This is a genomic window from Streptomyces sp. NBC_00289 (assembly GCF_041435115.1).
Classification (GTDB): Bacteria; Actinomycetota; Actinomycetes; order Streptomycetales; family Streptomycetaceae; genus Streptomyces.
Map to the genome: position 1 here is coordinate 4,458,684 of NZ_CP108046.1, position 12,181 is coordinate 4,470,864.

10 protein-coding genes are annotated in these 12,181 nt (G+C 71.0%); 8 read left to right on the plus strand and 2 right to left on the minus strand.

The annotated features are described in order from the left end of the window. Positions 1 to 235: 235 nt before the first annotated feature. The 4 genes from OG985_RS20205 to OG985_RS20220 all read left to right on the plus strand — a co-directional run bounded on the left by OG985_RS20205 (position 236) and on the right by OG985_RS20220 (position 6,127). Positions 236 to 1,618, plus strand: a complete 1,383-nt coding sequence (locus OG985_RS20205) for a sensor histidine kinase (RefSeq protein ID WP_371669733.1) — start codon at positions 236 to 238, stop codon at positions 1,616 to 1,618. 353 nt (positions 1,619 to 1,971) lie between these two features. Continuing rightward, complete coding sequence (locus OG985_RS20210; protein WP_371669734.1) at positions 1,972 to 2,631, plus strand: response regulator; 660 nt, start codon at positions 1,972 to 1,974, stop codon at positions 2,629 to 2,631. A gap of 483 nt (positions 2,632 to 3,114) precedes the next feature. Beyond that, entirely contained in the window at positions 3,115 to 5,043 is a 1,929-nt protein-coding gene (locus OG985_RS20215; RefSeq protein WP_371669735.1) for a 2-oxoacid:acceptor oxidoreductase subunit alpha, read from the plus strand. Next, positions 5,036 to 6,127 (plus strand): 2-oxoacid:ferredoxin oxidoreductase subunit beta, encoded by a 1,092-nt coding sequence (locus tag OG985_RS20220; RefSeq protein ID WP_371669736.1) that lies wholly within the window; start codon positions 5,036 to 5,038, stop codon positions 6,125 to 6,127. Before OG985_RS20215 ends, OG985_RS20220 begins: the two co-directional genes overlap by 8 nt. 13 nt (positions 6,128 to 6,140) lie before the next feature. On the opposite strand, the gene OG985_RS20225 is transcribed toward OG985_RS20220, so the two are convergent. Further along, positions 6,141 to 6,494: a winged helix-turn-helix transcriptional regulator gene (locus tag OG985_RS20225; protein WP_371674442.1), complete on the minus strand. Its 354-nt coding sequence runs from the start codon at positions 6,492 to 6,494 to the stop codon at positions 6,141 to 6,143. 176 nt (positions 6,495 to 6,670) lie between these two features. On the opposite strand from OG985_RS20225, the gene OG985_RS20230 reads away from it, so the two are divergent. The 4 genes from OG985_RS20230 to OG985_RS20245 all read left to right on the plus strand — a co-directional run bounded on the left by OG985_RS20230 (position 6,671) and on the right by OG985_RS20245 (position 10,505). After that, positions 6,671 to 7,525 carry an SDR family oxidoreductase gene (locus OG985_RS20230; RefSeq protein WP_371669737.1) on the plus strand — a complete coding sequence of 285 codons (855 nt, stop codon included), beginning with the start codon at positions 6,671 to 6,673 and terminating at the stop codon, positions 7,523 to 7,525. A 180-nt stretch (positions 7,526 to 7,705) separates the two neighbouring features. After that, complete coding sequence (gene rarD / locus OG985_RS20235; protein ID WP_371669738.1) at positions 7,706 to 8,659, plus strand: EamA family transporter RarD; 954 nt, start codon at positions 7,706 to 7,708, stop codon at positions 8,657 to 8,659. Positions 8,660 to 8,828: 169 nt separating this feature from the next. Further along, on the plus strand, positions 8,829 to 9,341 hold the full coding sequence (locus OG985_RS20240; RefSeq protein ID WP_371669739.1) for a VOC family protein: 513 nt from the start codon (positions 8,829 to 8,831) through the stop codon (positions 9,339 to 9,341). Positions 9,342 to 9,554: 213 nt separating this feature from the next. Beyond that, the gene (locus OG985_RS20245; RefSeq protein ID WP_371669740.1) at positions 9,555 to 10,505 is read left to right on the plus strand and encodes a M28 family metallopeptidase; all 951 of its coding nucleotides are present in this window, start codon (positions 9,555 to 9,557) and stop codon (positions 10,503 to 10,505) included. 105 nt (positions 10,506 to 10,610) lie between these two features. Here OG985_RS20245 and OG985_RS20250 read toward each other — a convergent pair whose 3' ends face one another. After that, a complete protein-coding gene (locus tag OG985_RS20250) occupies positions 10,611 to 12,032 on the minus strand; it encodes a tetratricopeptide repeat protein (RefSeq protein WP_371669741.1) in 1,422 nt (473 codons plus the stop codon). Between the last annotated feature and the right edge of the window lie 149 nt (positions 12,033 to 12,181).

Sequence of the window (12,181 nt, forward strand, 5' to 3'; positions counted from 1 at the left end):
GCCTCGCTGGGCCGGTAGCGAGCAGGCCCCACCGGGCCGGAAGCGAGCAGGCCCCGCCGGCGTCGTGGGAGGTGCCGGGGCGGCAGGGGGTAGGGAAAACCCCCCGCGCGAGACGCCGACGGACTCCATGGTTCGCGGACCTGCGGTCCAGCAGGGTGGAGGTACGACAGGGAGACAGGGACAGGACGGCCGCCGGCCGAGCGGAGTCCCGGGACGAGTAGAACGGACGACGTCGATGGCCACCGAGTACGGACACGGCTACGGACAGGGCTATGGCCAGGACTACGGCCCGGACTACGGCCCCGACCACGGGCAGGGGTACGCCGACGAGCGGCGCCGGAACAGGCTGCCGGCCGGCCTGCGGGCACCGTTCGAGGCGCGCAGCTGGCGCGAGTTCACCTACGTGCTGCTCAGCCTGCCGGTGAGCATCCTGCTGTTCACCTACGCCGTCACGATGCTCTCGATCGGTGCGGGCCTGCTGGTGACGTTCCTCGGGATACCGGTGCTCGCGGCGGGGCTGGCCGGGTGCCGTGGCTTCGGCGCGCTGGAGCGGGTCAGGGCGCGCGGGCTGCTGGGGCTCGAGGTGGCCGACCCGGAGCCGCTGCGGGTGAAGAAGAACGGCGCGCTGGGCTGGATGGGGGCGGTCCTCAAGAGCGGCACCTCGTGGCGGACCGTGCTGTACGCGATGCTCCAGTTCCCGTGGGCGGTGTTCTCCTTCTGTGTCGCCGTGGCCTTCTGGGCGTACGGGTGGGCGCTCCTGACGTATCCGCTGTGGTTCTGGCTCTTCCCGGTGTACGGCGGACAGGGCGGCCTGCAGTTGTACGGGGACGAGCAGCACCAGATCTTCCTCGACAACCCGTTCGAGATCACGGTGACCGCGCTGGTGGGCCTGCTGTTCACGCTGGCCTCGCCGTGGATCGTGCGAGCGCTGACGACCGTGGACCGGCTGATGGTGCACGGGCTGCTCGGTCCGTCGCGGCTGTCGGCGCGGGTGGTGGAGCTGGAGTCGGACCGGGGGGTCGTGGTCGACACCGCCGCGGCCGACCTGCGGCGCATCGAGCGCGACCTGCACGACGGGGCGCAGGCCCGGCTGGTGGCGCTGGCCATGGATCTGGGGCTGGCGAAGGAGAAGCTGACGGAGGATCCGCAGGCGGCCGCGCGGATGGTGGGCGAGGCCCACGGCGAGGTGAAGACGGCGTTGCAGGAGCTGCGGGATCTGGCCCGCGGAATTCATCCGGCGGTGCTGACGGACCGCGGCCTGGACGCCGCGCTGTCCTCGGTCGCCTCGCGCTGCACGGTTCCGGTGCAGGTGGAGGTGGACCTCGTGGAGCGGCCCGCGGCGGCGATCGAGGGGATCGCGTACTTCACGGTGTCGGAGTTGCTGCAGAACATCAGCAAGCACAGCGGGGCGAGGTCGGCGTCGGTCGATGTGTGGCGCGTCGAGGACCGGCTGATGTTGCAGGTCGTGGACGACGGGACGGGCGGCGCGGACGCCTCCGGGGGGTCCGGACTGGCGGGGCTGGCCGGACGCCTGGACGCGGTGGACGGGATCCTGGTGGTGGACTCGCCGGCCGGCGGCCCGACGAGGATCACCGCGGAGCTTCCCTGGCGTAGGTGAGCGACGCCGGTGGACGGCGGACGCGACAGCGGGGAACGTGACGGAGGGGTCGATCGATCTGATCGACCCCTCCGTCGCGTTCCCCGCCGCCACACTGCTCCGAGGCCGGCTCCCCAAGCCGCCCGGCGCCCCACCCGGCCCGTACCTGAAGCCGAAGCCGCCCCCCTGCCCCATGAGCGACAACAAGCCGCCGAGCGGCCGGAACCCGCACTGCCGCCCGCTGTTCCCGCCGCTCGGGCGCGGTCGGGACCGAATGCTGGAATGCTGGACCAGTCGTGCGGTGGGCGCGGAGCCGAAACGTTCCGGGACCGCCGGTGTCTGGCTGTGGGGGGCCGAAAGTCGTGGAGGACAGGGTGCGGGTTGTCATCGCCGAGGATTCAGTGCTGCTCAGGGAGGGCCTGACCCGGTTGCTGACGGACCGCGGGCACGAGGTCGTCGCCGGCGTCGGCGACGGGGAGGCGCTGGTCAAGACGATCACGGAGCTGGACGCTCAGGGCGAGTTGCCGGACGTGGTGGTCGCCGACGTCCGGATGCCGCCGACGCACACCGACGAGGGGGTGCGGGCCGCGGTGCAGTTGCGCAAGGCGCATCCGGGTCTCGGGGTGCTCGTGCTGTCGCAGTACGTGGAGGAGCGCTACGCCACCGAACTGCTGGCCGGTTCCAGCCGCGGCGTCGGTTATCTGCTCAAGGACCGGGTGGCCGAGGTGCGTGAGTTCGTGGACGCGGTGGTGCGGGTGGCGCAGGGCGGTACGGCCCTCGACCCGGAGGTGGTCGCGCAGCTGCTCGGCCGCAGCCGTAAGCAGGACGTGCTCGCGGGGCTCACCCCGAGGGAGCGGGAGGTCCTGGGGCTGATGGCCGAGGGGCGGACGAACTCCGCGGTCGCGCGGCAGTTGGTGGTGAGCGACGGCGCGGTCGAGAAACACGTCAGCAACATCTTCCTGAAGCTCGGGCTGTCCCCGAGCGACGGGGATCACCGGCGTGTGCTGGCGGTCCTCACCTATCTCAACTCCTGACGGCTCAGCTATCTCAACTCCTGACGGCTCAGCGCACAGGTGACCTCTGACGGCTGACGGCTCACCGAGCACGTGGACCTCCGACGGTCCAGCGAACACCTGAACTCCTGACGGCTCGGCAGGGCCGACACGGGCGACCGCCGGCGCGGCGGGTACTCGTACGCGTGAAATCGGGTACTCGTCGACAAAGCCCCCGGGCCCGCCGCCGCTCCGGCCTCGAGCCGTCGTGAGGTCGCGGTGGAGCGGGGCCGGATCCTCCCTCGATCCGGCCCGCTCCGAGAACCGCACGGCGCCCCCGAAGCGTCTTCAAGCAGCACCGGGGGGTGAGCAAGTCGTGACAAGTCAGGGTGTCCGACCGTCTCAAATGCAGGTCCATCATGCGAATGACCCCGGGAAGGGGACCCTTACGGACGTAGGGTTGATCCTGGGAGGGACTGCGGGACGGTCGCTCCCAGACAGCCGCCTCGAGGGAGGTCCAGTTCAGTGACCAGCCAGGTCAGTAGCCCAGCGGAGCAGGCAGACGGAACCGTACTAGGAGAGCAGCGCAAAGAGGTCGGCGTGAAAGACGTCCGCCGCCTCGACCGGGTGATCATTCGTTTCGCGGGCGACTCCGGTGACGGCATGCAGCTCACCGGTGACCGTTTCACCTCGGAGACGGCGTCCTTCGGCAACGACCTGTCCACCCTGCCGAACTTCCCGGCCGAGATCCGGGCCCCTGCGGGCACTCTGCCGGGCGTGTCCTCCTTCCAGCTCCACTTCGCCGACCACGACATCCTCACGCCGGGTGATGCGCCCAATGTGCTGGTCGCCATGAACCCGGCGGCCCTGGCGGCGAACATCGCCGACGTGCCGCGGGGCGCGGAGATCATCGTCAACACGGACGAGTTCACCAAACGGGCGATGCAGAAGGTGGGGTACGCGGCCTCGCCGCTGGAGGACGGGTCCCTCGACGGTTATCACCTCCACCCGGTCCCACTGACCACCCTGACCGTCGAGGCACTCAAGGAATTCGACCTCACCCGTAAAGAGGCCGAGCGCAGCAAGAACATGTTCGCGCTCGGCCTCTTGTCATGGATGTACCACCGGCCGACGGAGGGCACCGAGAGGTTCCTGCGGCGGAAGTTCGCCAAGAAGCCCGAGATCGCGGCCGCCAACCTCGCCGCCTTCCGTGCGGGCTGGAACTTCGGTGAGACGACGGAGGACTTCGCCGTCTCCTACGAGATCGCCCCGGCGACGAAGGCCTTCCCGGTCGGCACCTACCGCAACATCTCCGGGAACCTGGCCCTGTCCTACGGACTGGTCGCCGCGTCCCGGCAGGCGGACCTGCCGCTGTTCCTGGGCTCGTACCCGATCACCCCGGCCTCGGACATCCTGCACGAGCTGAGCCGGCACAAGAACTTCGGTGTGCGGACCTTCCAGGCCGAGGACGAGATCGCGGGGATCGGCGCGGCGCTGGGCGCGGCCTTCGGCGGCTCGCTGGCGGTGACCACCACCAGCGGTCCGGGGGTGGCCCTGAAGTCGGAGACCATCGGGCTCGCCGTCTCCCTCGAACTGCCGCTGCTGGTGATCGACATCCAGCGCGGCGGGCCGTCCACCGGTCTGCCGACCAAGACCGAGCAGGCGGACCTGCTGCAGGCGATGTTCGGGCGCAACGGCGAGGCGCCGGTGCCCATCGTCGCGCCGTGCACGCCCGCCGACTGCTTCGACGCTGCCGTGGAGGCGGCGCGGATCGCGCTGACGTACCGGACGCCGGTGATGCTGCTGTCCGACGGCTACCTGGCCAACGGCTCGGAGCCCTGGCGCATCCCGGAGGTCGACGAACTCCCGGACCTGCGCGTGCAGTTCGCGCAGGGGCCCAACCACACCCTGGGGGACGGCAGCGAGGTCTTCTGGCCGTACAAGCGTGATCCGCTGACGCTGGCCCGCCCGTGGGCGGTCCCGGGCACGCCGGGGCTGGAGCACCGGATCGGCGGCATCGAGAAGGAGGACGGCACGGGCAACATCTCCTACGCCCCGGCCAACCACGACTTCATGGTCCGCATCCGCCAGGCGAAGATCGACGGCATCGACGTCCCGGACCTCGAGGTCGACGACCCGCACGAGGCCCGCACCCTGGTCCTGGGCTGGGGGTCGACCTACGGCCCGATCACGGCGGCGGTACGGCGGCTGCGCACGGCCGGCGAGTCGATCGCGCAGGCCCATCTGCGCCACCTCAACCCCTTCCCGAAGAACCTCGGCACCGTCCTGCGGCGCTACGACAAGGTGGTGATCCCCGAGATGAACCTCGGTCAGCTCGCCACCCTGGTCCGGGCGAAGTACCTGGTCGACGCGCACTCCTACAACCAGGTCAACGGCATGCCGTTCAAGGCCGAACAGCTCGCCACGGCTCTCAAGGAGGCCATCGATGGCTGAGACGTCCACTGGCTCCTCCAGGGAAGGCGCGGGCACGATCGAGGCGCTCACCCTGGTGCCCAAGGCCGAGGCACGACAGTCCATGAAGGACTTCAAGTCGGACCAGGAGGTGCGCTGGTGCCCCGGCTGCGGTGACTACGCGATCCTCGCCGCGGTCCAGGGCTTCATGCCGGAGCTGGGCCTGGCGAAGGAGAACATCGTCTTCGTCTCGGGCATCGGCTGCTCGTCCCGCTTCCCGTACTACATGAACACGTACGGCATGCACTCCATCCACGGTCGCGCGCCCGCCATCGCCACCGGCCTGGCCTCCTCGCGCCGTGACCTGTCCGTGTGGGTGGTCACCGGTGACGGCGACGCGCTGTCGATCGGCGGCAACCACCTGATCCACGCCCTGCGCCGCAACGTCAACCTCAAGATCCTGCTGTTCAACAACCGGATCTACGGCCTGACGAAGGGCCAGTACTCCCCTACCTCCGAGGTCGGCAAGATCACCAAGTCGACGCCGATGGGCTCGCTCGACGCGCCCTTCAACCCGGTGTCGCTCGCGATCGGCGCGGAGGCGTCCTTCGTGGCCCGGACCGTGGACTCCGACCGCAAGCACCTGACGGAGGTGCTGCGGCAGGCGGCCGCCCATCCCGGCACCGCGCTGATCGAGATCTACCAGAACTGCAACATCTTCAACGACGGCGCCTTCGACGCGCTCAAGGACCGGCAGCAGGCCGAGGAGGCGGTGATCCGCCTGGAGCACGGGCAGCCGATCCGCTTCGGGGCGGAGTCCTCGCGCGGCGTCGTACGGGACGCGGCCACCGGTGATCTGAAGGTGGTCACGGTGACCCCGGAGAACGAGGCGCAGGTCCTGGTCCACGACGCCCACGCGGCCTCTCCGACCACGGCGTTCGCGTTGTCGCGGCTGGCCGACCCGGACACCCTGCACCACACGCCGATCGGCGTCCTGCGTTCCGTGGAGCGGCCGGTCTACGACACGCAGATGGCCGACCAGCTGGACACGGCCGTCGAGCAGCACGGCAAGGGCGATCTCGCCGCGCTGCTGGCGGGCGGGGACACCTGGACGGTCGTCGGCTGAGTACCGGCGCGGTTCACGAGGCCCGGGAGGCGCGCTCCCGGGCCTCGTCGTATGTCCGGCGGGACTCCTCCACCTCGGGCATCCGCCGGCTCGTCCACATGGCCAGGCCCCGCACCTGCTGTGCCGCCTCCCGGCCCAGGTCCGTGAGGGAGTAGTCGACGCGGGGCGGGATCACCGGCTTGGCGTCGCGGTGGACCAGGCCGTCGCGTTCGAGGGTCTGGAGAGTCTGGGTCAGCATCTTCTCGCTGACCCGGCCGATCGCCCGGCGCAGCTCACTGAAGCGGTACGGGCGCTCCATGAGCTCGATCAGCACCAGGACGCCCCAGCGTGAGGTCACGTGTTCCAGGACCAGACGGTACGGACACATCGCCTCGGCGATGTCGTACTTGTTCACGGCCTCGTTCTCGCCGGCCGCCTTCTTCTTGCCCGCTGACTCGCTGCTACTTACCGACATGCCAGTACCTTACTTCAAAGTGGGTACTTTCCCGAAGTTAGCGCCTGCCCTAAGGTTAGTGACAACGCACCCCACAAGGAGTTCTGATCATGAGCATTGTTGTCACCGGAGCCACCGGACACCTCGGCCGTCTCGTCGTGGAGCACCTGCTGGAGAAGGTTCCGGCGGAGCAGATCACGGCCGTCGTACGCGACGAGGCGAAGGCGGCCGGCTTCGCGGCCCGGGGCGTACGGATCGCGGTCGCCGACTACAACGCCCCCGAGACCTTCGACGGCCTCTTCTCGGCCGGCGACAAGGTGCTGCTGATCTCCGGCAACGAGTTCGACAAGGGGCGCGTCGGCCAGCACAAGGTCGTCCTCGACGCCGCCAAGGCCGCCGGTGTCGCCCTCCTCGCCTACACCAGCGCCCCCGGCACCCTGACCGCCGCGCTCGCCGACGACCACAAGGGCACGGAGGAGGCGATCCTGGCCTCCGGCGTCCCGTACACGCTGCTGCGCAACGGCTGGTACAACGAGAACTACACGGAGAACCTCGCCCCGGTCCTCGAGTACGGCGCGGTCGTCCAGGCCGCCGGTGAGGGCAAGGTCGCCTCCGCGGCCCGCGCCGACTACGCGGCCGCCGCCGCCGCGGTACTGACCGGCGAGGGCCACGAGAACAAGACCTACGAGCTGGGCGGCGACACGGCCTGGGGCTTCGCCGAGTACGCGGCCGAGCTGAGCCGGCAGACCGGCAAGGAGATCGTCTACAACGCGGTCCCGGTCGACGCCTTCGTCGGCATCCTGACCGGTGCCGGGCTGCCCGAGCCGTTCGCCGCGATCCTCGCCGGCGTCGACGCGTCCATAGAGAAGGGCGAGCTGAGCGGCGTCACCGGTGACCTGTCCCGGCTGGCCGGGCGCCCCACCACGCCGATCGCCGAATCCGTCGCGGCGGCGCTCAAGGGCTGAACTCCCCCGCGCTGGGCTCTTCGCGCCGGACTCCCCCGCGCCGCGTTCCCCAGCCGCGCCCCTGAGCGCGTCACCCCGCCTGTCATGACCGTATGGCGATACGGACATGACAGGCGGGGCTCCTCGGCGTTACCTTCTTGCTGGCTGCACAGAAGCAGCCGGGTGAGTGAGGAGGACCCCGTGACCGGGAAGTCGACGGGCGAGCGGCGGACAGGTCTGCTGAACGGCTTCGCCGCGTACGGGATGTGGGGTCTGGTCCCCCTCTTCTGGCCGCTACTCAAGCCCGCCGGGGCGATGGAGATCCTCGCCCACCGGATGGTGTGGTCCCTCGGCTTCGTCGCCGTGGCACTGGTCCTGGTGCGGCGCTGGGCCTGGGCGGGCGAACTGCTGCGGCAGCCGCGCAGGCTCGCGCTGGTCGCCGTGGCCGCGGCCGTCATCACCGTGAACTGGGGCGTCTACATCTGGGCCGTGAACTCCGGCCACGTGGTCGAGGCCTCGCTCGGATACTTCATCAATCCCCTGGTCACCATCGCGATGGGCGTGCTGCTCCTCAAGGAGCGGCTGCGGCCCGCGCAGTGGGTGGCGGTCGGGGTCGGCTTCGCCGCGGTCCTCGTGCTGACCATCGGGTACGGACAGCCGCCGTGGATCTCGCTCACCCTCGCCTTCTCCTTCGCCACGTACGGCCTGGTGAAGAAGAAGGTCAACCTCGGCGGCGTCGAGTCGCTGGCCGCCGAGACCGCGATCCAGTTCCTGCCCGCGCTCGGCTACCTGCTGTGGCTGTCCGCGCACGGGGACTCCACGTTCACCGGTGCGGGAGCCGGGCACGCGGCGCTGCTCGCCGCGACCGGCGTCGTCACCGCGCTCCCCCTCGTCTGCTTCGGCGCGGCCGCGATCCGTGTGCCCCTGTCCACGCTGGGCCTGCTGCAGTATCTGGCCCCGGTCTTCCAGTTCCTTCTCGGCGTCCTCTACTTCCACGAGGCGATGCCGGCCGAGCGGTGGGCCGGGTTCGCGCTGGTGTGGCTGGCACTGGCGCTGCTGACCGCCGACGCCTGGCGCTCCGCGCGGAGGGCACGGGCGCAACTCGACCTGGCCCTTCGGGTGCCCGCGCCCACGTCCGCCGAGGTGGACGCCTGACGCACCCCGGCACGCCGGGCACTCCTCCGGGGGCTCGGCCGCGGCCCCGGACGCATCGAGGCGCTACGGCGACTTCCAGCCCTTCCGGGAACGGGGGACGACTGCGGCCCCCGGGTCCACCGGCGATTCCGTTGCCCACTCGCCCGCGCAACGAGTATGAGTGGTTGCCATGACGCAGACGCCTCCCCCCGAGCCCGTAGCCGCACCCGCCTCCGCCCCCACGCCCGTGCCCGTGCCCGTGCACTGGAAGCTCGTCGTCGACGCCGCCGATCCGCACCCGCAGGCCGACTTCTGGGCCGCCGCGCTGCACTACGAGGTCGAGGACAACAGCGCGCTGATCGAGCGGCTGCTGGAACTCGGCGCGCTGCCCGGCGCGGCGACCGTCGAGTTCCACGGCCAGCCCGCGTTCCGTGACCTGATCGCCGTACGGCATCCCGACGACCCGTACGACAAGGACAGCGGGACCGGGCTGGGGCGGCGGCTGCTGTTCCAGCGGGTGCCGGAGCCGAAGACGGTCAAGAACCGGCTGCATCTCGATCTGCACCCCGGCGACGGACTGCGCGCGGCGGAGGTCGAGCGACTGGAGCGGCTGGGCGCGCGTGTCCTGCGGCGGGTGGCGGAGCCGTCCGGGGAGTGGGTCGTGATGGCGGATCCGGAGGGGAACGAGTTCTGCGTCCACTAGGTCCGCGGTCGCCACTTCCGCGGTCGCCACTTCCGCAGCTGCCGGCTCCACGACCGCCGGCTCCACGGCTACCGGTTCCGGGCCGCGGGTTCCGCTATGCGAACACCCTGTCCTGATAGCGCTCTTGACGGTCAGTCAGTCTCAGCTTCACCATCCTGGCACCCCATTCACTGCGGAATCCCCCATGATTCCCAAGGAATTCGGAGCCCCCACATGAAGCTCTCCGTTTCCGGGCGTACGACGGCTGTCGGTGCCGTCGCGGCCCTCACCCTGTTGGCCGGCGGATCCATGGCCGACGCGGCGCCCGCGCCCGAGTCCGCCGTGGCCGCGGCGCCCGACATACCCGTCGCGGCCGTCAAGGCGCACCTGACGCAGCTGCAGTCCATCGCCACCGCCAACGGCGGCAACCGGGCACACGGCCGGACCGGCTACAAGGCCTCGCTCGACTACGTGAAGGCCAAGCTGGACGCCGCCGGGTTCACCACCACCACCCAGCAGTTCACCTCCTCCGGCCGCACCGGCTACAACCTCATAGCCGACTGGCCCGGCGGCGACACCAACCAGGTGGTCATGACGGGGTCCCACCTCGACAGCGTGACCGCCGGCCCCGGCATCAACGACAACGGGAGCGGCTCCGCGGCGATCCTGGAGACCGCCCTCACCGTGGCCCGCACCGCCTACCACCCCACCAAGCATCTGAGATTCGCCTGGTGGGGGGCGGAGGAGCTGGGCATGGTCGGCTCCCGCTACTACGTCAGCAACCTGTCGACCGCGAACCGGGCGAAGATCAGCGGCTATCTGAACTTCGACATGATCGGCTCACCGAACCCCGGCTACTTCGTCTACGACGACGACCCGGCGATCGAGAAGACGTTCAAGGACTACTTCACCGGCCTCGGCATCGCCACCGAGCCGGAGACCGAGGGCGACGGCCGCTCCGACCACGCGCCCTTCAAGAACGCGGGCATCCCCGTCGGCGGCCTGTTCAGCGGCGCCGACTACATCAAGACGGCGGCGCAGGCCACCAAGTGGGGCGGTACGGCGGGGCAGGCGTTCGACCGCTGCTACCACCGGTCCTGCGACACGACCTCCAACATCAACGACACCGCGCTGGACCGGCACGGCGACGCCCTCGCCAACGCGGTCTGGCAACTGTCCTCCTAGGCCTGGCGGACAGGCCCAGCACCCCGAACCAAGGCTTCGGCCAGGGAGTTCCCTGGCCGAAGCCGGCGGGCGAGTCCGCCTGGCCGCCCGCTTCAGCCGCCCGCTTCAGCCGCCCGGCGCGTCCGCGGCCCTGCGGGCGCGGTCGGCCAGGCGGGTCATCCGGGTGCGGGCCGACTCCAGCTGCTCGATGTCGTCGGCGGCCGGACCGCCCTGCGCCGCGAGCTCGCTCCACAGGGCGATCAGGTCGACGCCCAGGTTCAGCCCCTGCACCGGGTCGCGTACGGCGCGCCAGGCGGTGGCCGCGCTCTGCACGTTGCCGTACGCCGCCTCCGCGTCCCCGGCGCCGCGGCGGAGACCCGCGAGGTCGAGGGAGAGGTGGAGGGAGCGGACCGGGTCGTCCGCCAAGTAGAGGATGTACGCGGTCAGTTCCCGCAGCCGGAGCACTTCGGGGTGTTCCGGCCCCAGCGTCCCCGAGGCCTCTGCCACGGTCTGCTCGGCGAGCGCCGCGGCCGTCTCGATCCGGCCCGACCTGACGGCCTCGTTGATCCGCGCGACCGGTTCCGCGAGCAGCGGAGGCCCTGCCGCGTCACCGGCGAGCAGCGGCTCGTCCCCGAGGACGGCTTCGGCCACGGCGTCGAACCCCCTGGCGGGCGTCGGCCTGGGGTCGGGTTCGCGTACGGAGGCGGGGTCGGGGATGAAGGGGCGGGCCGCGGTCGCGGTGGGGATCGGATTCGGGCGGTTGGCCGGAGTCGGATGGCCGGTCGGAGCCGGATGTCCGGTCGGGGTCGCGTGGTTGGCCCGGTACGGGTCCGGGTGCGGGATCTGCTGCGGTGCCGGCGGCCATTCCTGGTGGGTGGCCGAGGCGGGTGCGGGCTGTGGGTACCCGACCGGCTCCGGGGTGGAGCCCGACTCGGGGTAGAGGGCCCGCTCGGCGGCCGAGTTCGACTCCGGGTAGAGGGCCCCCTCGGGGCCCGAGTTCGACTCCGGGTAGAGGGCCGGCTCCGGTGTCGTCGGCGGCACGGGCCAGTGGTCGGTTCGGGCGGCCGGCTGCGCGTCCATCACCGGCGGCGGGCCGAACTGCCCGGTGGGTACCGCCACCGTGCCCGGTGCCGTGCGCGTCGGCTCCGGCATCGACGCCTGCGGCATCGCAGGCGCGGGCGGGTCGTGCGGTGCCCTCGCGGACGCGTTCGCCGGCTCGTCGCGTGCGGCCAGCAGGACCGGCTCGGCGGTGAACTGGCTGGAGCCGTCCGGATCCACTCGAAGGGGGACGACGTAACCGATGCGTTCGTCGTGGATGGTGGCGAGGACGGGGTGGCCCGCGGCGAACGCGATGCGGTGCAGCTGGGCGAGGACGGCGTGCTGGAGTTCCTCGCCGGGCGCCGCGACGACCGGTACGCCGCCGACCGACGCACCGCCCGCACCCGGCCCGGTCCCGGTGACCCGCACGTCGATCGGTGCCGCCTCCCCGGCGGCCGGGTCGGCGGCGCCCTGCTGTTCCCGCTTCTTGTCGCGGCTGAGTCGAGACATCGGTTCCCTCACTCGGATGCGTCGGGGAGTCGCCGTAGAGCGCGCTCGGATTCCATGGTGCTCCCTCCCGCCGCCGGTTTCTGCTGCCCCGGCGTCAAGATCGGTTCGTACGCCTCCTGCGAGTCGCCTTCTGTGAGTCTCTCCGCTCA

Coding starts and splice junctions, on each gene's coding strand:
- OG985_RS20230 (WP_371669737.1), top strand. CDS start 6,671: ATGAGCATTGTTGTCACCGGAGCCACCGGACACCTCGGCCGTCTCGTC.
- OG985_RS20240 (WP_371669739.1), top strand. CDS start 8,829: ATGACGCAGACGCCTCCCCCCGAGCCCGTAGCCGCACCCGCCTCCGCC.
- OG985_RS20245 (WP_371669740.1), top strand. CDS start 9,555: ATGAAGCTCTCCGTTTCCGGGCGTACGACGGCTGTCGGTGCCGTCGCG.
- OG985_RS20250 (WP_371669741.1), bottom strand. CDS start 12,032: ATGTCTCGACTCAGCCGCGACAAGAAGCGGGAACAGCAGGGCGCCGCC.
- OG985_RS20220 (WP_371669736.1), top strand. CDS start 5,036: ATGGCTGAGACGTCCACTGGCTCCTCCAGGGAAGGCGCGGGCACGATC.
- OG985_RS20225 (WP_371674442.1), bottom strand. CDS start 6,494: ATGTGTCCGTACCGTCTGGTCCTGGAACACGTGACCTCACGCTGGGGC.
- OG985_RS20205 (WP_371669733.1), top strand. CDS start 236: ATGGCCACCGAGTACGGACACGGCTACGGACAGGGCTATGGCCAGGAC.